The sequence below is a fragment of the Actinoallomurus sp. NPDC052308 genome, assembly GCF_040679195.1.
In the GTDB taxonomy this organism is placed as follows: domain Bacteria; phylum Actinomycetota; class Actinomycetes; order Streptosporangiales; family Streptosporangiaceae; genus Actinoallomurus; species Actinoallomurus liliacearum.
The window spans coordinates 1-20733 of the sequence record NZ_JBFAUM010000031.1 but is presented as its reverse complement, the minus strand read 5'-3'; the positions used below and the strand labels follow the sequence as shown (position 1 = coordinate 20733).

Below are 20733 nucleotides of genomic sequence, written 5' to 3'. Positions count from 1 at the left end.
GCATCCTTGGCGGTCGTGGTGCTGCGCTCGGTATATGTGCGCCTGTGGCTCGGCCCGCCCAAGGCGGAAGCCCTTACCCGCCGCATCGACCTGCCCGCCTTTTCGGCTGCTGCCCTCCGGGGGCATCGACAGTCGGGACGATCCGCAGGTATACGCGCGCAAGCCACGCAACGGTCGATGAACGTTCGACCGACACGGCAGTAGTGCCGGTACCTACAATCAGTATCTAGCGAAGAGGGTGGCTATTGGCTAATGTCGAACTTTGATATCGCTTTTACTGGTAAGGTCATAAAAGATGATCCCCTGATTGCGGAGGGCGTGATTCAACTAGGTGCCCATCGAGAAGTCTTTCTTTCGGATCTGACATTCTGGTCTGTTGAGTTGTATCGGACTAGCTGGATCGGTGCGCTACGGCGGCTGGCGGATGGCGGTGATGTTTCGTGTCTCCTGACATCGGTTCTCGATCCAACACTGGCTAATTTCTTCACGGTATGGCCTCTGTATCGTTCAGGTGATCGCGTTTTTGTGCAAAATCATCTCGTCTTCGTCGATGAGTTGGATCGTAATTTCGATCCCAGTGTGCCGTGGGAGTATATTGCGCCTCGCGCTACCGTCGACGAGGATGGGGATCTCATTTCTGAATGGGAAATATCTTTTTTTGATGTTGAGGAGTTCATTGCCGCGGAGAGCTCGTGAAGTGGACGGAGCAAGGTCGCGGGCGATGCAGGCGATCTTTGAACACGGGGACGTGGATCACCGTCATAAAGATCATGATGGTTCGTGTGGTTGTCTTTGATATCGGGGGTGGGAGCGTGAGCAGGCCGCCTACGGATTCGAGGATGTGGTGGACGAGATCGTGTATTCGCACGAAGTCGGCATGTGCAAGCCCGATCCGCGGATCTATGAACTCACCTGCGCGCGTCTCGGTGTCTCACCCGAGGAGATGGTGTTCCTCGACGATGTCGACGTCGTCGACGCGGCGAGCCGGGCCGGCATCCACGCGGTGCTGTAACGGGACAACGACCAGGCGATCGCCCGGATCGAGGCGCTGCCGGCGACGGGTTGATCAGGCGGTGAGGTCGTATCTCTCCTGTTTGCGGGCTTGCTGGAGGCGGTGTTGCACGCGGGTGAGGTGGAGGGCCGGGTAGGGGAGCCAGGCCACCGTTGCTATGGCGGCGCGGAGTTTCAAGCGATGCCATTCCCAGCAGCACCGGACTGTCTTCACTGACCCGATTCCGCTGTGGAACGGGTGCCGGTCCGCAACCAGAGCGTGGACCGCGACCACGGACAAGAGGAGATCGATATGAACGACAAGCAGTCGGGGTCGGACGAGCAGCAGCCCCAGGGCGGGCGCAGGGTGAGCAGCGACGAGATCGATGGCCTGCCGGCGCGCACCCCTCCGCCGCCGAAGATCCCGAACCGCAGGCCGTAGTCCTGACCGGGCGACTCCGCTCCTCGAAATGAACGCGTTCCCCCCGGCTCGGGGGGAACGCGTTTCTACGCGAAGCACCCACCAGCCACGCTCGTGGGCAGGCCCTGCGCACGCGGGACGCCTGTGCTCCCGGGACCGAGGAAATCGGGAGGCGGAGGGCTTAAGTCGTCAGTCTCGTTGGTCGGCGAGCGGGCCCGGAGCGGCGATGACCGGCGGGCCGGCGGGGGGCATGTGCTCGTCCGTGGGCGGGCGTTGCTGATAGAGGACCTGGCGTGCGTGTCTGACACGGGTGACCAGACCGGCCTGGTGGAGGAGTTGCAGGTGGTAGGAGATGGTGCCGGCGGTGAGGTGCAGGTCCTGGGCGAGTTGCCCGGTGGTGCGGGGTGCGGCCAGGGCGGCCAGGATCCGGGCCCGGGTTTCGCCGACGATGGCGGCCAGACCGGCCGCTGAGGTGGCGGCGGGGGCGGAGTCGGGCAGGAGGGGGTAGACGATGGTCACTGGTTGTTTATGGGGGGCGCTCTCAGCGTCGACGCAGAACCAGGAGGTCGGGGCGAACGCCGAGGGAGTGAAGACGATCGTGTCGGCGGTGGTGTGGTGATGGTGGGGGTCGGGTTGGGCGGTGTCGCGCCATAGGTCGATGTCCAGGCCGCCGTCGCGCCAGGTCAGGGTGGGGCACAGCTGGTTGATCAGGGTGGTGTAGCCGTCGTGGGTGATGGTGGCGGCGCGCTGGGCTATGTCGGCTTCCATCCGGTCGCGCAGTTGCGGCCAGGCGGGTGCCAGGACGGCGTCCCACAGGTGGTGGAGCTGGTCGGCGAGGGTGTGGGCCAGGTGGGTCTCGCCGTGGCCGAGGACGTTCAGGATGGCGACCGCATCCGGTTTGGAAGCCACCCCTGGGGCGCCGGTGACGCTGGAGCCGTTGAGGAACTCGCCCATGTCGTAGCCGATGCGCTCGGCCGGTGTGGTGGCCAGATGATGCAGCTCGGTGTGCAGGTCGGCGTGGAAAGTGCGAGGGCGGGGGGTCATGAAGTCAGGGGTGTAGCCGCCGTGGCTGCCGCGCATCAACCGCGCCACCAGCCCCAGATCGCGCTCACGCAGGGCCGCCTGGAGGCGTCGCCGCAGGGCCGGGGCCAGCAGATGGGGGCGGCGATGGAACAGGAACAGCAGCTGGCCGACCGTGTGGATCGGTGAGATCGCGAACCGGGTGCCGGCGAGGGCGTCGGCTCCCAGCGTGACCCTGATCATGCACCCCGCCAATCCGGACAAACGTGACTGCCTTCGAAGCTGATCAAATCATTGGTCCCTTGTCCTGTCATCCCGCAAGATCCCACATGAGGGCCCTTCCCGCTCCGAAGCGCACAGGGAGGAAGCGGAGGCCACGATCAAAGCCCGCCAGGGTACGCCCGCCCCTGCCCGGGCTGCCTCGGCTGACCGGTCGGCCCAGCGTCGCAGACGGCGGCATCGCCGCGGCCGCGACGGCGCACCGGTAAGCGAGCGCGGCGCACCACCTGTTACTCAGAAAGTAGGGCCGCCCATGCCGATGCCGAAATCGTTGAGCCCGCTGCGGGAGCGCCCCTACCGACTCCTGTGGACCGCGCGCAGCATCTCCGCCATGGGCAATGCCCTGATACCAGTGACGATAGTCTTCGCCATCTTGCGCTCAGGCGGCAGCGCCTTGAACGTCGGCGAGGTGCTGACCTGCGAAGCGGTCGGCCAAGTGGTGATGCTGCCGGTGGGCGGGGTCTGGGCGGACAGACTGTCCCGCAAGTTCGTGCTGATGGCGACCGACGCCATCCAGGCGGTCTGCTACGGCCTGCTCGCCGTGATGATATTCCTGCATCACGTGGCGGTTTGGCAGTTCGCCGTCACCTACACGATCGCCGGCATGGCCTTCGCCTTCTTCACCCCCGCAGCCAGGGCCGTCCTACCCGAGCTCGTTGGCGCTGAGCATCTGCAACCGGCGAACGCACTGCTCGGCCTGACCGACAGCACGACCAAGGTGCTCGGCCCGGCCCTCGCCGCGCTGCTGCTGGCGATCTCCAGTCCAGGCACCGCGATCCTTATTGATTCCATCAGCTTCCTGCTGAGCTTCGCGCTGATCTCCCGAATGCACCTGCGCAGGCAGGCGCAGCGGTCCGAGAAACAGCACTTCTTCGCAGACCTGCGCGACGGCTGGTCGGTGGTGGCCCAGCGCCGCTGGTACCTGGCCAATCTGCTCTGCTGGGGCGTGTGGAACTTCGCGATAGCGTTCTTCTTCGTCCTGGGCCCGGTCGTGATGCAGCACGGCCACGGCGGAGCCGGCGCCTGGAGCGTGATCATGGTCACCGGTTCGGTGGGCTCCATCATCGGCGGCCTGGCCGCGCTGCACTACCGGCCGCGCCGCCCATTGGTCACCGCGAACGCCGCCGCGTTGATCGGCATCGGCCCGCTGGCTCTGCTCGCTCCCCCCGCCCCGGTCTTCGTCATCGCTCTCAGCGTGGCCGTGGCCTTCACCATGACCTCGCTGATCGGCGAGGTGTTGGCGACCACGCAGCAGCAGCTTTTCCCCGAGGAGATGCTGGCCCGCGTCAGCTCGCTGGACTGGATGATCTCGTTGATCGCCATGCCCGCGGGCTACGCCGCCGCCGCTCCGGTCGCCCAGTTTCTCGGGACGCGCACGACCCTGCTGGCCGCCGCGGCCCTCATCGGCACACCCTGCCTGCTGCTGAACCTGCTGCCCGGCGTGCGCTCGGTCCAGCGCTTCCCCGACGGCACCATCGGCATCGCCGGCGAGCGGGATACAGCTGCGCCCCTCCCCGGAGCCACACCGATTCCCTCTCTGACAGTCTCGACCGAAACATCCGGTTCGTCGGGTCAGTGAACCGGCCCGTCGCCGTAGGGCGCCTGCGTGCTCGGCCTGCACATCCCGCCCGGCTCGGCACGGTCTATCCCGCAGTGCGCGCCTCCGCATCAGCGGGGCGCGACGAAAAATGAGACGGAGAAGGCCAATGCCGAAACGAATCGAAGTGAACGACCCGAACGTGCACCTCGACGATGTCATGCACGACGCGATCCAAGAGGCCGCCCGAACGGGGGAGCCCGTGACGGTGGTCTACGGGCGCGCGGAGACCGTCATCGAACCGGACACCAAAGTCGGCCCGGCAGCGATCACCGCCCGTCTGCTCAACGCAGACAGGCGCTGACCCTCGCGACGATGGTCCGGCCCTGTGAGGCCGGACCATCGTCGTCCGCTCAGTGGGAGCGGGCTTCGGCGGCCTTGAGGTCGGCCAGCCAGGCGTCGAGGCCTGGCGCGTCCCCGCCCGCTCGGTCAGCTCCAGGTCATGTTGATCTCGCCCACCGCCGGCTCTCGACCTGAGACGGCCGACGAGGGTCGGTGCGTACGTGCGAGCGCACCCCTTGCAGGCCGAACAGGATGAGGAGTTCGACCACGCCGCCGTCGGCGCTGCCCAGCCAGTGCGGCAAGGACGTGTCGAACTCGGCTGCCTCACCGGGCGGCAATGTCAGGTCGCGCTCGCCGAGCACGAGCCGCAACCGACCGTTGAGCACGTAGAGCCATTCGAAGCCTTCGTGGGTCTGCGGGGTCGGTTCGAGCGGTTTCGGCCGGGCCGGGATGATCATCTTGAACGCGTGCACCCCGCCCGGTCGCCGGGACAGGGGCACGAAGGTCATCCCGAACCGCCTGATCGGCTTCAGGTGTATCCGGGGGTCGCCGGTGCGCGGGGCGCCGACGAGGTCGTCCAGCGGAACGTCGTAGGTACGAGCCAGCGGCAGCAGCAATTCAAGGGTCGCCCGGCGCTGTCCGCTCTCCAGCCGGGACAGGGTGCTCTCCGAGACACCGGTCGTCGCCGCGAGGTCGGCGAGGGTGATGCCGCGGTCACGACGCAGCGCGCGAAGCCGCGGCCCCACCGCGTCCAGCACGTCGTCGTCCGTCTTGCGATCCACACGGCCATCTTGCCAGAACAGCAAGATTCCATGCCGGTCCTGGCATGCCTGGCAAGACTGAGCGCATACCGACAGAGGAGTCTTGATGAGCACCACCGATGCGGTCACCTTCTGGGACGGCGTCCACGCGGCCCGACCGGCGGCCGGCAGCCCGCAGCCGAACGCCCGCCTCACCGAGACGATCACGGGCCTGCCGCCCGGCGACGCGTTGGACCTCGGATGCGGCGACGGCGGCGACGCGTTGTGGCTCGCCGACCAGGGGTGGCACGTCACCGCCGCCGACATCTCGGCCGTGGCGGTCGAGCGGCTCGCCGCCCTCGCCCGCTCGCACGGCCTGGCCGACCGCGTCATCGCCGTACGGCATGACCTGCACGAGTCCTTCCCACCCGGCGGATTCGACCTGATCTGCGCCCACTACCTGCAGACCCCCTTCGACCTGGACAGAACAACCGTCCTGCGTTCCGCCGCGCACGCACTGCGCCCGGACGGGCGGCTGCTGGTCGTCGACCACGGCTCGGCCGCGCCGTGGTCGTGGAACCAGGATCCCGACGCCCGGTACCCGAGCCCGCACGAGGTCGCCGCCGGTATCGATCTGGACCCGGCGACATGGACCGTCGAGCGGGCCGACGTGCCCCGCCGGATCGCGACCGGACCGGGCGGGCGCACGGCCGAGGTCACCGACCATGTCCTCCTCATCCGCCGCACCGCCTGAACGGCGGCCGGCGCCGCTCCCGACGAAGGACGGAGACCACTGTGCCCAGCACCACGCGCCGCGACCGCCGCGGCGACACCCCGCCACCCCGGACCGGAAGCAGTGAGAGCGAGACCCTGCGCGGATTCCTCGACTACCTCCGGACCTCGATCGCCGCGAAGGTCGACGGCGCCCCCGAACCGCAGGCGCGAACAGCCGCAGTGCCGTCGGGCACGAACCTGCTCGGCCTGCTCGACCACCTGACCTCCGTCGAACGCTCGATGTTCCTCGGGGACGACGTCACCGACTGGCAGGCGACGTTCCAGGCCGCGCCGGCGGACAGCGTGGCCGACGTCGTGGCCCGCTACCGAGAGACGATCGAGCGCGCGAACGAAGTGCTCGACGGGTGCGCCGATCTCGGTGCACCGGTCCCTCGACCGCGGCCGGGACGCCCCGCTCCCAGTGTCCGCTGGGCGCTCACCCACATGATCGAGGAGACCGGCCGTCACGCCGGCCACGCGGACATCCTCCGTGAACTGATCGACGGCGCGACCGGGCGCTGACTCTGGTTCGCCGGACTGCCGGCGACACGGTGGGACCCGCAGGCGACGGTGGCGTCATCGATGGGGCGTGCGGATGAGCGAGTCGTCCCATGCGCGGAGCAGGTGGTGAAGTGAGGCGGCCGACTCGGCGATCGCGGCCACCGAGCAGGTCTCGTCGGTGACGTGGGCCTGCTCGGGGTCACCGGGCCCGTACACGATCACCGCGGGGGCGCCGAGCTTGCCGGTGAGCACCGAGGCGTCGGTGAAATAGGTCGCGTACTCGGGTGGCCGTGTCGAGGAGCCGGGCACGAGAAGCTCCATGACCCCGGTCACGTCCGCCGGATCGGTGGCGACCCCCGGCAGATCGACCAGCCGCTCGATGGCGACGTCCTCGCCGGAAAGACGGGTGATCTCGGCGACCGCGTCGTCGGAGCCGAAGCCGGGGATCGTACGGACGTCCAAGCGCATCTCGGCGCGGTCGGGCACGAGGTTGGGCTGCGTACCCGCGTGGAAGGTGCCGACGTTCACCGTCGCGGGTCCGTACGCCGGGCTCACCGGCCAGCCCTGATACGCGTGGATCCGCGACGCCGCACCGGCGAGCGCGGCGAGCGCGTTGCGTCCCAGTTCCGGCCGGGAGCCGTGCGCGGAGATCCCGTGGGCGTTCACCTTGAGCCAGAGCGTGCCCTTGTGCCCGAGAACGAGCCGGTTGCCCGTCGGCTCGGCGACCAGGAGCAGGTCGGTGGGGGTCAGTGACGCCGGGTCGATCAGGGCGGCGCCGTCGCAGCCGGTCTCCTCACCGAAGGTGAACACCAGTTGCACCGCGGTGTCACCGGGACGCTCCCGGGCGGCGCGCACGGCCGCTTCGACCTGGCAGGCGACGCCCGCCTTCATGTCACTGCCACCGCGGCCGAGCAGCCGTCCGTCGCGGACCTCGCCGCTCATCGGGTCGAACGACCAGCCGGACTCCTCGGCGGGCACGGTGTCCAGGTGGCCGGTGAACGTGACCGGGACGCGCGGCGTCTCGGGACCGAAGCGCGCGATGACGTTGGCCCTGCCCGGCAGCGGTTCGTCGACGCGGACGTCGAAGCCCGCGTCGTCGAGCACGTCCGCGACCAGGTCCGCGGCCGGACGCTCACCGCCGCCTCTGGTGTCGATGCGCACCAGCCGCCGCGCGAGCGCCAGCGCTCCGCCGTGCCCGGCCGCGTCGGCTCGTCCGGCTGATCCACCCATCCTCGGCCTCCTGATCAGTGCTGGGCCCGGCGCGCCGCGCCGGCCCTGGTGCTGTCGCGCACCACGAGCGTCGGCACGAGTGCGATGCGGGCGGACGGGCCTCGGTCGGTGTCCGCCGCCCGGCTCGCGGCGGCCAGCAGCCGTACGGCCTCCTCGGCGATGCGGTCACGAGGCTGATCCACCGTGGTCAGGGCGGGCTCGCCGAGCCGCGAGAACTCGATGTTGTCGTACCCGGTCACCTGTACCTGATCGGGGACCGCGATGCCGTACGCGCGGCAGGCGCGCGTGACCCCGAGAGCGATCAGGTCGTCGGCGCACACGATCGCGTCCGGCAGGTTCCCGGCGTCGACGAGGCGCGCCGCGGCCGCCTCGCCCCAGTCGACGCTGTAGTCACCGAGGAAGACCTGGTCGGAGTGGACGCTCATGCCCAGTTCCTCGGCGCGGCGCCGGAACCCGGCGAACCGCTGCTCGGTCGAGGAGTTGGTCAGCAGGGAGCCGATGAAGGCCGCGGAACGCGCCCCACCCTCGTGGAGATGATCCATGACCATGCGCATCGCGGCGACGTCGTCCACGCCCACCCAGTCGGTGTTGGTGCCGCCGACGAACCGGTCGAGCTGTACCAGCGGCAGCCGGTCCGCCGTCTCCTGGACCGCGGGGCCGCTCTCGGTGCCATGGCTCGGGCTGACGATGATGCCGTCGACGTTGCGCGCCGCGAGCGAGGACAGCCGCCGAGCCTCGATCGCCGGGTCGGATCGGGCATCGGAGAGGAACAGCTCCTTGCCCTCGCGTTCGAGCACGTGCTCGACGCTCTCCACCAGCGAGGTGAAGAACGGATTGGAGATGCTCGGCACGACCATGCCCACGGTGTCGGTCCGGCTGTTGCGCAGTGCCCGCGCGATGGGGTTGACCTGGTAGCCCAACTCCTCGGCGGCGCGCCGGACCCTGCGCTCCACCGCGGCCGAAACCGGCCCCTTGCCGGAGAGGACGCGGGACACCGTGGCCGTGGAGACGCCGGCGCGCTCGGAGACCTGGGCGATCGTGACGCGCTGCAATCGTTTACCTTCCCGATCCGCCTCGAAACGAGAGCGTTGCTGATCAACAGCGACGAAGTTGAGTATAGACCCTTGACGTCCTGCGGATACGCCACCTACGGTTCAACGCAACTTCACTGCAATCGATTACACAAGGAGCGACATGGTGCGGGCCGCCGGAAGCGAGCAGGTACTGGGCGTGTTCCCTCCCAAGCCGAACGCGATCGAGGAGCTGTTCGGCACTCCGAAGGTCGTCATCGGCGTGATCCACCTGCCCCCTCTGCCGGGCAGCCCGCACTACGAGGGGGCCTCACTCGATGAGATCTCCGTGTTCGCGATCGAGGAGGCGCGGGCGTACCTGGAGGGCGGCTGCCACGGGCTCATCGTGGAGAACCACTGGGACATCCCGTTCCTCAAGCCGGGAGAACACGGCTACGAGACCGCGGCGGCGATGGCCGTGGTAACCGACCGGGTACGGCACGCGCTGCCGGCGAACGCCGGGGGCCGGCTGGGCGTCAGCATCCTGTCCAACGCCGCCGAGTGCTCGATCGCCTCCGCCTGGAGCGGTGGTGCCGGTTTCGTCCGGGTCAACCAGTGGGCCAACGCCTACGTCGCCAACGAGGGCATCATCGAGGGCCAGTCGGCGCACGCCACCCGCTATCGCAGCCGGATCGGCGCGGGTCCCGTCAAGGTCTTCGCCGACGTGCACGTCAAGCACGGCTCGCACTCGATCGTCGCCGATCGCACGCTGGCCGAGCAGACCGAGGACGCCGAGTTCTTCGGCGCCGACGTGCTGATCGCCACCGGGTCGCGGACCGGCGACGCGGCCGCGCTGGACGAGGTCGAGGGCATCGCCGCGAACACCACGCTCCCGGTCGTGATCGGCTCCGGCATCACCGCGGGCAACGTCGGCGAGCTGCTGCCCGCCTGCGATGGCGTGATCGTCGCGTCGTCGGTGAAGGAGAACGGCCGCTGGTGGGGGCGCGTCGACACGGCCAAGGTCCGTGAGCTGACCGCCGCGGCGGTCAAGGCGGGCGTGGTCCTTCCGTGATCGTCTTCTGTGGCTACGCCAACACCGACCTGACCGTCCGCGTCCCGGTGCTGCCGGGACCCGGCGCCCGCGTGCAGGCCACCGGCGTCCAGTACGGCGAGGGCGGGATGGCGGCCAACGCCTCGGTGGCGGCGGCCAGGGTGGGAGCCGACGCGCGGTTCGCGGGTGTGGTCGGCACCGACCGGCTGAGCACGGCGTTCCTCAAGGCGCTCGAGGCCGAAGGCATCGGAACGGCCTGGACGTCCCGCACCGCCGCGCTCACCACGGCGGTCATCCTGCTCACCCCGGACGGCGAGCGCTCCGTCATCAGCCAGGACGACGCGGTGGACACCGACCACATCGCCGAGGTGGTCCGGGCCGCGCGTGAGGCGGACGCGGGTTGGCTCTACCTCGACGGCTACCGCTTCCCCGAGGCGGCCACCGTGCTCGCCGGCCCGCCGGGGCCGCACGTGGTGGTGGATCTCGACGGCTGCGACGGGCCGGAGGCGATGCGCGCCGCCCTGTCGGCCGCCGACCACGCGATCGGCGGCCGGGCGCAGGTCAGCGAGTTCCTCGGCGACGACGAAGCCCTGGTCAGGGCCGCCGTCGAACACCAGGTATACCTGGTGGTCACCGACGGCCCCCGGGGCTGGACACTCCTGACGCCCGCAGGCGAACGCCACGACGGCGAGGCGATCAAGGTGACGACCGTCGACGCGACCGGTGCCGGGGACTGCTTCGCCGGCACCTACTGCGCCGAACTGGACCGGGGGGCGTCTCCGCTGCAGGCGGCACTTTTCGCCGCCGTCGCTGCCGGCCTGTCGTGCACCCGGCCCGGTGCCCGCGACGGCCTCCCTCGCCGGGAGACCGTCAGCGACTACCTCAACACCCATCCCGAATCGCGATCCGGCACGAAGGGCGGCCCCGTCGCCGCCCGCACACCGGGCCCGGCCCCCTCCCAGGGAGAGGAGACATGATGCGACGCACGGTGACGGCCGTGGTCTCGCTCGGCCTGCTGCTGACGACGGTCGGCTGTGACGCGGCGGCCAGACGCGAGATCGCCGCGGAGAAGAGGGCCACCGAGCAGGGGCCGCCCCCACCCGCGAAGATCGCCCAGACCTGCAAGACGAACGGTCACACGCCGAAGATCGGCATCGTCCCGATCAACCTCCAAGCGTTGTTCTTCAACCAGATCAACACCGGGGCGCAGCTGGTGGCGCGCAAGGCCGGCGCACAGGTGCAGATCGTCAACGGCAACGACGACTCCACCACCCAGGCCAACGCGATCGACGACCTCGTGGCCAACCACTACGACGCGATCATCGTCGACGCGGTCGACACCGAGGGCATCAAGCCCGCGATCCGGCGCGCCAAGGCGGCCGGAGTGCCGGTCGTCGCCGTGGACGCCACCGTCGGCGACCCCGCGGTCGCCACCCAGGTCGGCACGGCCAACGCCCAGGGTGGGAAGCAACTCGGTGAGGCACTGCTCAAGATCACCGGCGGCCGCGGTGACATCGGTGTGGTCGGCGCCCTCAACAGCACGATCCAGAACGAGCGGCAGAAGGGCTTCACCGACGAGGTCACCGCCAAGGGCATGAAGATCAAGAACGTGGTCGACGGGCGCAACATCCAGGAGAACGCCCAGACCGCCGCCGAGAACCTGCTCACCGGCGCCCCGGACCTGAAATACGCCTACGCCACCGGCGAACCGGCCCTCATCGGACTGGCCGCCGCGGTCGTCAGCCAGCAGCGCACCAAGGACCTCAAGGTCGTCGGGTGGGACCTGTCCTCCCAGGCGGTGGACGGACTGCGGGCCGGCTGGATCCTCGGCGTCGTGCAGCAGAACACGTTCGAGTTCGGCTACGACGCGATGAACGCGGCGATCGACCTGGCCTGCCACCGGACCGTACCCAAGGACATGCCGGTCCCGACCCAGATCGTGACCCCCGCCAACGTCCAGAACTACCTCTACTACCTGGAGAAGTGATGAGCGATACCTCGCTGGTCACCCTGAGAGGGATCACCAAGTCGTTCGGTCCGGTGCAGTCGCTGCGAGGCGTCGACCTCACGCTCGCCCCCGGAGAGGTGCTCGGCCTGGTCGGTGACAACGGCGCCGGGAAGTCGACGCTGATGAAGGTTCTGGCCGGGGCCATCCAGCACGACTCCGGCCAGATCACCGTCAACGGCCGCGACGTCCGCTTCACCAGCCCCGCCGACGCGCGGCGCGAACGGATCGGGATCGTCTACCAGGACCTCGCCCTCTGCGACACCCTCGACGTCGCGAGCAACCTGTTCCTGGGACGCGAACCCCGTAAGGGCCCGTTCATCGACCGCAGGGCGATGCACGCGAAGGCCGCCGAGACCCTGTCGGAGCTGCACGTCCGCGTCAAGTCGACGTATCAGGAGATCGGCCGGCTGTCCGGCGGCCAGCGGCAGGCGGTGGCGATCGCGCGGGCCGTGTCGTTCCAGCCGCGCGTGCTGATCCTGGACGAGCCGACCGCGGCACTGGCGGTCGCCGAGGTCCGCCAGGTCCTCAAGATGATCCGCGACGTCGCGAGCCAGGGCGTCGGGGTCATCCTGATCACCCACCGCCTGCAGGACCTCTTCGAGGTCTGCGACCGGATCACCGTGATGCATGAGGGCCGCAGCGTCGAGGACGAACCGATCTCCGCGCTGGACATCGAACGTCTCGTCGGCATGATCACCCGTTCGGGTAACGGGTCCGACACCAAGGAGGTGGCCTGACATGAGTGTCGAGGCCGTGCCGGCCCCCACCGTGCGCGCCGAGACGCCCGGCCTGTGGGAACGTGCCAACAAGGCGACCCTGGCCATGGCCGGCGTCACCGTCGTGCTGTTCCTCTGTTTCGGGATCGCCGCGTCCAACTTCCTGACCTTCGGGAACATCTCGAACCTGGCCACTCAGGTGGCGATCACCCTGATCGTCGCGGTGGCCATGACCTTCGTGATCACTACCGGGCAGATCGACCTGTCGGTCGGCTCCATCGTCGCGTTCGTCGCCACCCTTACCGCCGAGATGCTGCGTGCCGGATGGGACTCCTCCCTGGTGATCATCGTGGCGCTGCTGGCCGGGCTCTTCTGGGGCGCCGTCAATGGCTGGTTGTCGGCGTACCAGAAGATCCCCCCGTTCATCGTCACCCTCGCCACCATGTCGGTGATCCGCGGCATCGCGCAGCTGTGGACGAAGGGGTTCTCCGTGCCGATCGACCGGCGGCTGTACGTCGCCAGGATCGGTGCGGCGAAGTTCCTCGGCTTCTCCGCGCTGGCCTGGATCGCGCTGGCCGCGGTCGTGCTCGGAGCGGTGCTGCTGTCCACGATGCGGTTCGGCAACTACGTCAATGGCATCGGCTCCCAGGAGGAGTCGGTCCGCCGCGCCGGGGTGAACACCGACCGAATCAAGATGATCACGCTGATGCTGGCCGGCCTGGCGGCCGGAGTGGCGGGTCTGCTCACCGCGGCCCGGCTGGGCTCCGGCTCGGCCAACTCCGGGCAGGGCTTCGAGCTGACCGTGATCGCCGCGGTCGTCCTCGGTGGCACGAACCTGTTCGGCGGCCGGGGGACGATGGTCGGCACGATCATCGGAGCGGTCATCACCGGTGTGATCGCGAACGGCCTGACCCTGCTCGGCGTGAGCCCGTTCCTGACCCCGATCGTGACCGGTCTGGTGCTGCTCGTCGCGATCTGGATCAACCTGCGTGGCCGTACCTTCGCCGATCTGTTCGCCCACCTGACCCGCAGACCATGACCGGCACCACGGTGACCACGGTGACCGGGCCGGTACCCAGCGCGGAACTCGGCCTCACCCTCACCCACGAGCACCTGCGCAACGACGTGCGCAAGGCGGTCACGGAGCCGGACGACCCGCGGCTGGGCTTCCTGCGCGACGCCCGGACCGCCCCGGATCTGGCCTGGCTGCTGCGTGAGCAGCCGTACGCCTGCCTCGACCACTGCGTACTGGACGACCTCGACGCGATGCTGGCCGACCTGCGCGCGTTCGCCTCCGCAGGCGGAGGCACGATCGTCGACGTCACGCCGGGCGGGCTCGGCCGCGACCCGCTGGCGCTGCGTTCGCTCGCCGAGCGCAGCGGCCTGCGGATCGTCATGGGCTCCGGCTGGTACCTGCAGGCGCACCATCCGGCGCACCTGTCATCGGCCGGGGAACGCCGCCTCGCCAGGGAGCTGGTGGCCGAGTTCACCGGCGGGGCCGACGGCACCGGGATCCTCCCGGGCGTCATCGGGGAGATCGGTGTGTCGCCGGACTTCACCGAGGACGAGCACACGGCGTTGCGCGCCGCCGCGCGTGCCCAGCGCGAGACCGGCGTCCCCCTCTACGTCCACCTGCCCGGCTGGCAGCGCCGGGCGCACGAGGTCCTCGACATCGTGCTGGGCGACTACGGGGTACCGCCCGGCGCCGTGGTGCTCTGCCACATGGACCCCTCGCACGACGACCCCGACTACCAGTACGCGGTCGCCGACCGTGGCGTCTGGCTCGAGTTCGACATGATCGGAATGCCGTTCCGGTACCCGGGAGAGGGGCAGTCCCCGGCACCGCACGAGACCGCGCGCGCCATCGCGCGGCTCATCGGACGCGGGCACGGCGAACGCCTGCTGCTCAGCCACGACGTGTTCCTCAAGAGCATGCTCACCGCGTACGGCGGCAACGGCTTCCGGTACGTCCCCACGCTCTTCATCCCCAGGCTGGTCGAACACGGCATCGCCCCCGAGGCCGCCGAAGACCTTCTGCGCACCAACCCCGCCCGGCTGTTCGACCGTGCGGCGTCCTGACCGAGCGCCGGTCCCGAACGACGATAAGAAGGAGTACCCACAGTGAGCCGCGTACTGATCGCAGGCGAGAGCTGGATCACCCATTCCATCCACGTCAAGGGGGTCGACTCGTTCACCACCAGTGCCTACGCGGAGGGCGTCGGGCCGCTGCGCCGGGCGCTGGAGAGCCGCGGACATGAGGTCGTGCACCTGCCCGGTCACCTGGTGCCCGCGCAGTTCCCCGATGACGCTACCGCGCTCGCCGAGTACGACGTGGTCGTGCTCTCCGACATCGGCGCGAACTCTCTGCAGCTCTCTCCCGAGGTGTTCGAGCGGGCACGGCCGGGCGCCGACCGGATCGACGCGCTACGCGGCTGGGTCGGCGACGGCGGCGGCCTGCTGATGGTCGGCGGCTATCTCTCCTTCACCGGTTTCGAGGCCAAGGCCGCCTACCGCAACACCGTGCTGCACGAGGTACTGCCGGTCGAACTGCTCCCCGAGGACGACCGCGTCGAACTGCCCGCGGGCGCACGTCCGCAGGTCATCGGCGCGGACCACCCCGCGCTCGGCGGAGTCACCGGCGACTGGCCGTCGCTCCTGGGCTACAACCGCGTCCGGCCCCGGCCCGGCGCGGAGATCCTGGCCACGCTCAACGGCGACCCCCTCGTCGCCGTCGGCGACCACCTCTCGGGGCGTGCGGCCGTGTTCACCTCCGACTGCTCGCCGCATTGGGCGCCGACGTCCTTCTGCGAGGAGTGGGACGGCTACGCCGACCTGTTCGGCGGCCTCATCCAGTGGCTCACCCCGTGAGCGAGCGAGGCGAAGGCACAGCGTCTCCGGTCACCAGCCCCCCCGGTCACTCGCCCGACGGGGTCCCGAGCCGATCCCGGCGGCTGCTCGACTCGTGCGCCGAGACCATGGAACGGGCGCTCGGCATGCGGTTCGTCGAGGAGGTCACCGCCGGCACGATCGGCGACGCGGCCTACGCCGACTACCTGGCGATCGAGGAGGCCTTCGTCGAGACGGCCACCCGCCTGCACGGCCTGGCCGTGTGGGACGCCCCGGACCGTACGGCGATCGAACGCAACGCGCGGGCGGTCCACGCGCTGACGACCGAACAGGCGGACTACTTCCGTGCGGCCCGCGCCGCCTGGCCCGCCCCGGCCGGCCCCGACGCGGCCGGCCGGGCGGCCGTGCTGTCGGAGTTCGCGCTGGCCGCCGCGCGTGAGGGCGGGTACCCCGCGGTGATGACCGTGCTGTTCGCCGCGGAGAGCCTGTACTCCACCTGGTGCACCCGCGCGCACGAGCAGGGCGACGTGCCGTCCGGGCCGATCGGCGAGTGGGTGTCCCTCCACGCCGACACGGAGTTCCACGCCGGCGTGGACGCGCTCGCGGCACAGGTCGACGCGTTGCCCGCCGACATCCCGGACGAACGTCTCGCCCGCTGGTTCACCGGAATGCTCGAAGCCGAGATCGCCTTCCACGACGCGGTGTTCCTCCACGAACCCGGGTGAGGCCCGACGTGGCTCACGCCCGCGTCAGCCGCCGGGACGGAACCGAGTGCGGTACGCGGCCGGGCTGAGCGCGAAGAAGTGCCGGAACCGGCGGCTGGCGTAGTTGGGGTCGTGCCAGCCTACGAGCCTTCCGATCGCCGCGACGGGCAGGTCGGTCTCGATGAGAAGGGCCGCGGCGCGTTCGGCGCGTAGCCTGCCCAGAAAGGTCATGGGCGGGATGCCGAGCTGTGCGGTGAACAGGCGTGCCAGGTAGGCGGGCGACACGTTCACGGCGGAGGCGAGGTCGTCCAGGTTCCAGGCGCGCTGGACGTCGTTCTCCAGCAGTTGCGCCGCGGCCACCACGGCGGGGTGGCCGCGGTCGGTTCGCTCACCGGCGGGGTCGGTGGAAAGGGTTGCCGCCGAGCCGCCCAGCAGGCAGAGCAGTATCCCCGCCCGTACGGCATAGGCCGGTCCGGGATGGGTGGCCGGGTGGGGGCGACCTGCGGTTTCGGCCAGGCCGGTCTCGACGACGCGCAGCGTGGCGGGATCGAGCCGAAGCGGGTGGCCGGACCGGCCGGCGGTGTGCAGGAGGCGGCCAAGGTGCGGGTCGGTGCGTACCCAGGCCAGATCGCGCCGGAACACCTCCGGTCCGACGTACACGTTGTAGACGATCAGCTTGTGGCAGTGGCGATAGCCGTGCCAGTCGCCCGGGCGAAGCATCGTCACCGAGCCGCGGTCCAGGTCCCGTTCGCCCGCGGCCGTGACGTGCGTGGCGGCGCCGCCGATGACCACGGCCAGCTCGATGAAGTCATGGCTGTGGGCGGAGGTGTCGCTCCGCAGCTCGAACCGCTCGGCGACGATGGGCGGCCCGTCCGGCGGGAAGACCTCCGCCAATCGCACGCGATGCATCGAGCCTCTCTCCGACGGGTGCTCGTCAAGATTGTGCTACAGCTTGCGGGTTCTCGTGCTGGCCGGGGGACCCGGAGATCGCGACAGTTGTCGAAACGGCAATTCCCAGAAGGCGAGGAAGACACGTATGACTGTCGCTGCCGAAAGCTCACGTACCACGCCGGAGAGTCTTTCCGAGGAGGTCGTGTCGGCGTACCGCCGTGATGGTTTCGTCCATGTGCCCGGAGTCATCTCCCGTGCGGACGCGGCCAGGTTCGCCGAAGCGGCGCTGGCGGCCCGGAACACCGTCCGGGACCATCACGACGGGATGATCTTCACGCAGCTGCTCCAGCTGTGGCGTCACGACGAGACGCTGCGCGAGCTGACCCTGAACCCGGATCTGGCGGCCATCGCGGGCCGGCTGGCGGGGATCCCGCTGCGGTTGTGGCACGACCAGCTGCTGATCAAGGAGCCGCACAATGGGGCCGCGACCGAGTTCCACCAGGACCAGCCGTACTGGCCGCATGCCGGCTCACGGCACGCGCTCTCGGCCTGGATCGCGCTGGTGGACGTGCCGGTCGACCGCGGCTGCATGACATTCATCCCGGGCTCCCAGCACCTGGACGGCCTGCGGTCGCAGGATCTGTCCGACCACGCCGACATGTTCACCGTGGCGCCCGAGTTGCAGTGGGAGCGACGCGTCACCGTTCCCCTGCGCGCGGGCGACTGCACGTTCCACAACTCCCGCCTCGCGCACAGCGCCACACCCAACCTCACCGGCGACCCTCGTATCGCCCACGTCGTCATCTATGTGGACGCGGACCTGACTTTGGCGGCCGAACCCGCCCACCCTGTCACCGACCCGCTCGGCCTGACCGCAGGCAGGCCCCTGCCCGACGAGCATTTCCCGCCTTTCCAGTAGTACCCGGATTCCGCTTCGCGCTCTGACCGAGTCGCAGGTCAGGCAGGGACCATCCCCGCGCACACGGGGATGGTCCCTCCTCGGACAGCCTTGCCGGCGGGCTACGCCGCCCTGAGCCGCGGGTCCTGCCCGCGCCCGCTGCTGAGAAGGGCGACGGCGGCCAGGACCGCGGTGCCGCAAGGTCGGCCGACCCGGTGAGGGCGCACCAGGTGGTGAGACTGAGGGCGGCGCCGGTGCAGACGATCGCGGAGGTGAGGAACAGGTCGAGGTCGTGGGGGAGCCTGTCGGCGACGGTGAGGTAGAGGGCGTAGAGCCCTGCCGAGCCGAGCGCAAGAGTGATCCCACCGGCCAGGTCGGTGCCGCCGAGGTGACCGGAGCCGAGCAGCAGCGCCAGGCCGGCCGCGGAGCAGACGATCGCGGCGGCGCGCTTGGCATCGAGGTGCTCGCGGCGCAGGGCCACCGCGACCAACGTGACCAGCGCCGGGTAGGTGTACAGCAGCAGCGCGGCCAGTCCGCCGTCGATCCTGGTCAGTGACGTGAAGTACAGCGCCGACTGGGCGGCGTACCCGACCAGGCCCAGTCCCGCGCAGGCCAGCAGCGCCCGACGGGTCGGGAACGCGGGACGGCGCCGGGCGACGATCGCCCAGCACACGACGGCGGCGATCGCGAAGCGGATCGCGAGCATGGACTCCACGCCGGTGCCGGCGCGGCCGGCCTCCTTGGCGAACACCACCGACAGCCCGAACCCGGTGGCGGCGGCCAGGCACAGTGCGGGCCCGCGGACGGAACGCGACCGCACGGGCCGCTCGGAGACAAGGGTCACGGCCACGACTGTAGATTCCACCGGTATACCGGGGATAGTCGCTGTTCCTCAGGTGCCGAACGTCACGGGGTCCACGCCTCGCGGTCGGCTTTCGGGAGGATGGTGACGGCGGTCATCAGGACGCAGACGCCGGCGATCGCCGCGATGACGGCGGCCACTCCGGTTCGCGGCGCCGCGAGCGGGAGGAGCAGGACGGCGGTGGCGGCCGACAGCACCGCGGCCGGCCGGATGACGGGTTCGGCGATGAGCGGCCTGTGGACGAGCCAGTGCGAGGTGACGAACGCCGCGGCGGGGATCGCCACGGCGTAGCAGATGGCGAGGGGAGAGGCACTGAGGTGATGCCCGGTCTGCTCGACCGCGACTTCGAGGCCGGCGCCGAGGGCCGCGAGGGCGGCGAAGATGCCGTAGTGGCCGTATCCCCACAGGTAGGACCGGTGGCGCCGGTCGCTGAGACCTTCGCCGACCGGGGCGAGGAAGTAGAGCCACCAGAGGGCGAACAGCAGGACGAGGCCCGAAACGGCGATGACGACGAGGGGACCGCTGAGCTCGGCCGCTTCGAGCGCCCGGTCGACTCCGTTGGACGCCGCCAGGACGCTCTCGCCGAAGAGGATGATCGTGAACAGGCCGTAGCGTTCGGCGATGTGGTGCGGGTGCCAGTTGGTGGGCGCGGTCCGTTCCGCCCACCGCGGCACCGCCAGCTCCAGAACCGCCAGGCCGATGAAGGACGGCAGCTGGGCCGGTGACGCCAGGTCGCCCGTCTCGGCGAGAACCAGACGCAGAATCCAGCCCGCCTGGAGGGCGGAGATGCCGCCGGCGTAGCGCAGTGCGGTACGGCGGCCTGCGGGGTCCGCGGCCCCGGCCCGTAGCCACTGGGCAACGAGAGCGAACCTCATGATGAGGTAGCCGAGTGTCACGGCGCCGTAGTCGGAATGGTCGGCCGCGGCAGGCACACCCGCGGCCAGCACCAGCACGCCGGCCATCTGCACCATGGTCAGCAGCCGGTAGGGGACGTCATCGGTGTCGTACGACGACGCGAACCAGGTGAAGTTCATCCACGCCCACCACACCGCGAAGAAGACCTGCAGGAACGGCGCGATCCCGGCCAGGGCGTGCCCGCCGACGATGTCGTGTGCGAACCGGTCGGTGACGGCCGCGACCGCCACCACGAAGGTGAGATCGAACAACAGCTCGAGCGGGCTGGAGGTGCGGTGCGGCTCGTCGATCGCGCGCGGGGTCATCCGGACCCGGATCCGATACCTGGTGTCTGTCGGCGGCACGCCATGCTCCCATCGCTCCATACGTCCGTCCCGCTGATAAGGACCGGGCAGCGCCCTCTCCTGTGACGGCTCGGGCCGAACAACCGCGACTCTAAAGATTTTTCGTCCGAGGTGTCACAGGCCGGACGGGTGGCCTGTCTTAGCTGGCGACCGGATGGCGCGTGGAGCGCCCCGGCGGACGGGAAGGCTTGTCAATGAAGATCGTGGTAGTCGGCGGTACCGGCCTGATCGGGTCGAAGCTCGTGACGAAGCTCGGCGAGCACGGCCACGAGGCGGTTCCGGCCTCGCCGAACACCGGCGTCAACACGCTCACCGGCGAAGGGCTGGCCGAGGTCCTGGACGGCGCGTCCGTGGTGATCGATGTGTCCAATTCCCCGTCTTTTGAGGACGCGGCGGTGCTGGAGTTCTTCCAGACCTCCACCGGCAACCTGCTGGCGGCGGAGGAGAAGGCCGGGGTGGGCCACCATGTCGCGCTGTCGGTGGTGGGCACCGAACGGCGGCCCGACATCGGCTACTTCCGGGCGAAGGTCGCTCAGGAGAAGCTGATTCAGGACTCATCGATCCCGTTCTCGATCGTGCACGCGACGCAGTTCTTCGAGTTCGCCCGGCGGATCGCCGACGAGGCCGCCGACGGCGACACGGTGCGGATGCCT

At 69.7% G+C, this 20733-nt stretch carries 23 protein-coding genes and 1 pseudogene; 17 read left to right on the top strand and 7 right to left on the bottom strand.

The window, feature by feature from the left end; all coding sequences use genetic code 11:
- The first annotated feature begins 252 nt into the window (after positions 1-252).
- The 3 genes and pseudogenes from AB0L00_RS39275 to AB0L00_RS39265 all read left to right on the top strand — a co-directional run bounded on the left by AB0L00_RS39275 (position 253) and on the right by AB0L00_RS39265 (position 1432).
- Positions 253-696 carry a hypothetical protein gene (locus tag AB0L00_RS39275; protein WP_364442641.1) on the top strand — a complete coding sequence of 148 codons (444 nt, stop codon included), beginning with the start codon at positions 253-255 and terminating at the stop codon, positions 694-696.
- A 136-nt stretch (positions 697-832) separates the two neighbouring features.
- Positions 833-1012, top strand: a pseudogene (locus AB0L00_RS39270) (HAD-IA family hydrolase); the annotation flags it as partial.
- 291 nt (positions 1013-1303) lie between these two features.
- Entirely contained in the window at positions 1304-1432 is a 129-nt protein-coding gene (locus AB0L00_RS39265) for a hypothetical protein (protein ID WP_364442640.1), read from the top strand.
- A gap of 168 nt (positions 1433-1600) precedes the next feature.
- On the opposite strand, the gene AB0L00_RS39260 is transcribed toward AB0L00_RS39265, so the two are convergent.
- Positions 1601-2674 carry a helix-turn-helix domain-containing protein gene (locus tag AB0L00_RS39260; RefSeq protein WP_364442638.1) on the bottom strand — a complete coding sequence of 358 codons (1074 nt, stop codon included), beginning with the start codon at positions 2672-2674 and terminating at the stop codon, positions 1601-1603.
- Between the two features lie 289 nt (positions 2675-2963).
- On the opposite strand from AB0L00_RS39260, the gene AB0L00_RS39255 reads away from it, so the two are divergent.
- On the top strand, positions 2964-4289 hold the full coding sequence (locus tag AB0L00_RS39255; protein WP_364442637.1) for an MFS transporter: 1326 nt from the start codon (positions 2964-2966) through the stop codon (positions 4287-4289).
- Positions 4290-4434: 145 nt separating this feature from the next.
- Complete coding sequence (locus AB0L00_RS39250) at positions 4435-4611, top strand: hypothetical protein (RefSeq protein WP_364442635.1); 177 nt, start codon at positions 4435-4437, stop codon at positions 4609-4611.
- Positions 4612-4747: 136 nt separating this feature from the next.
- Here AB0L00_RS39250 and AB0L00_RS39245 read toward each other — a convergent pair whose 3' ends face one another.
- Positions 4748-5371, bottom strand: a complete 624-nt coding sequence (locus AB0L00_RS39245; protein WP_364442633.1) for an XRE family transcriptional regulator — start codon at positions 5369-5371, stop codon at positions 4748-4750.
- Positions 5372-5456: 85 nt separating this feature from the next.
- Here AB0L00_RS39245 and AB0L00_RS39240 point away from each other — a divergent pair, with 85 nt between their 5' ends.
- Together AB0L00_RS39240 and AB0L00_RS39235 are read left to right on the top strand one after the other, a co-directional pair.
- On the top strand, positions 5457-6083 hold the full coding sequence (locus tag AB0L00_RS39240; RefSeq protein ID WP_364442631.1) for a class I SAM-dependent methyltransferase: 627 nt from the start codon (positions 5457-5459) through the stop codon (positions 6081-6083).
- A 41-nt stretch (positions 6084-6124) separates the two neighbouring features.
- A complete protein-coding gene (locus AB0L00_RS39235; RefSeq protein ID WP_364442630.1) occupies positions 6125-6625 on the top strand; it encodes a DinB family protein in 501 nt (166 codons plus the stop codon).
- 54 nt (positions 6626-6679) lie between these two features.
- Here the strand turns inward: AB0L00_RS39235 and AB0L00_RS39230 are convergent, their stop codons facing one another.
- Positions 6680-7834, bottom strand: a complete 1155-nt coding sequence (locus tag AB0L00_RS39230) for a M20 family metallopeptidase (RefSeq protein WP_364442628.1) — start codon at positions 7832-7834, stop codon at positions 6680-6682.
- A 14-nt stretch (positions 7835-7848) separates the two neighbouring features.
- Positions 7849-8886 carry a LacI family DNA-binding transcriptional regulator gene (locus AB0L00_RS39225; RefSeq protein WP_364442626.1) on the bottom strand — a complete coding sequence of 346 codons (1038 nt, stop codon included), beginning with the start codon at positions 8884-8886 and terminating at the stop codon, positions 7849-7851.
- Between the two features lie 142 nt (positions 8887-9028).
- On the opposite strand from AB0L00_RS39225, the gene AB0L00_RS39220 reads away from it, so the two are divergent.
- The 8 genes from AB0L00_RS39220 (at position 9029) to AB0L00_RS39185 (ending at position 16191) form a co-directional block, all read left to right on the top strand.
- Positions 9029-9916 (top strand): BtpA/SgcQ family protein, encoded by an 888-nt coding sequence (locus AB0L00_RS39220; protein ID WP_364442624.1) that lies wholly within the window; start codon positions 9029-9031, stop codon positions 9914-9916.
- Positions 9913-10872 (top strand): carbohydrate kinase family protein, encoded by a 960-nt coding sequence (locus AB0L00_RS39215; protein WP_364442623.1) that lies wholly within the window; start codon positions 9913-9915, stop codon positions 10870-10872. The genes AB0L00_RS39220 and AB0L00_RS39215 overlap by 4 nt, the downstream gene beginning before the upstream one ends.
- Positions 10872-11882, top strand: a complete 1011-nt coding sequence (locus tag AB0L00_RS39210) for a substrate-binding domain-containing protein (protein WP_364442622.1) — start codon at positions 10872-10874, stop codon at positions 11880-11882. Before AB0L00_RS39215 ends, AB0L00_RS39210 begins: the two co-directional genes overlap by 1 nt.
- The gene (locus AB0L00_RS39205; RefSeq protein WP_345359330.1) at positions 11882-12640 is read left to right on the top strand and encodes an ATP-binding cassette domain-containing protein; all 759 of its coding nucleotides are present in this window, start codon (positions 11882-11884) and stop codon (positions 12638-12640) included. The genes AB0L00_RS39210 and AB0L00_RS39205 overlap by 1 nt, the downstream gene beginning before the upstream one ends.
- 1 nt (position 12641) lies before the next feature.
- Positions 12642-13658 (top strand): ABC transporter permease, encoded by a 1017-nt coding sequence (locus tag AB0L00_RS39200; protein ID WP_345359327.1) that lies wholly within the window; start codon positions 12642-12644, stop codon positions 13656-13658.
- Complete coding sequence (locus AB0L00_RS39195) at positions 13655-14698, top strand: phosphotriesterase-related protein (protein ID WP_364442621.1); 1044 nt, start codon at positions 13655-13657, stop codon at positions 14696-14698. Before AB0L00_RS39200 ends, AB0L00_RS39195 begins: the two co-directional genes overlap by 4 nt.
- A gap of 42 nt (positions 14699-14740) precedes the next feature.
- Positions 14741-15487, top strand: coding sequence for a glutamine amidotransferase (locus AB0L00_RS39190; RefSeq protein ID WP_364442619.1), 747 nt, complete (start codon positions 14741-14743; stop codon positions 15485-15487).
- Positions 15488-15594: 107 nt separating this feature from the next.
- Positions 15595-16191, top strand: coding sequence for a TenA family protein (locus AB0L00_RS39185; protein WP_364442618.1), 597 nt, complete (start codon positions 15595-15597; stop codon positions 16189-16191).
- A gap of 24 nt (positions 16192-16215) precedes the next feature.
- On the opposite strand, the gene AB0L00_RS39180 is transcribed toward AB0L00_RS39185, so the two are convergent.
- Positions 16216-17079 carry an AraC family transcriptional regulator gene (locus AB0L00_RS39180; RefSeq protein WP_364442616.1) on the bottom strand — a complete coding sequence of 288 codons (864 nt, stop codon included), beginning with the start codon at positions 17077-17079 and terminating at the stop codon, positions 16216-16218.
- A gap of 127 nt (positions 17080-17206) precedes the next feature.
- Between AB0L00_RS39180 and AB0L00_RS39175 the strand changes: the two genes are divergently transcribed.
- Positions 17207-17980: a phytanoyl-CoA dioxygenase family protein gene (locus AB0L00_RS39175; protein ID WP_364442614.1), complete on the top strand. Its 774-nt coding sequence runs from the start codon at positions 17207-17209 to the stop codon at positions 17978-17980.
- Here AB0L00_RS39175 and AB0L00_RS39170 read toward each other — a convergent pair.
- Positions 17913-18803 (bottom strand): DMT family transporter, encoded by an 891-nt coding sequence (locus AB0L00_RS39170; RefSeq protein ID WP_364442613.1) that lies wholly within the window; start codon positions 18801-18803, stop codon positions 17913-17915. The genes AB0L00_RS39175 and AB0L00_RS39170 overlap by 68 nt on opposite strands.
- Positions 18804-18865: 62 nt before the next feature.
- Complete coding sequence (locus AB0L00_RS39165) at positions 18866-20080, bottom strand: low temperature requirement protein A (RefSeq protein ID WP_364442611.1); 1215 nt, start codon at positions 20078-20080, stop codon at positions 18866-18868.
- A 194-nt stretch (positions 20081-20274) separates the two neighbouring features.
- Between AB0L00_RS39165 and AB0L00_RS39160 the strand changes: the two genes are divergently transcribed.
- Positions 20275-20733, top strand: a 459-nt coding sequence (locus tag AB0L00_RS39160) for an SDR family oxidoreductase (RefSeq protein WP_364442610.1), incomplete at its 3' end; no start/stop codon positions are given.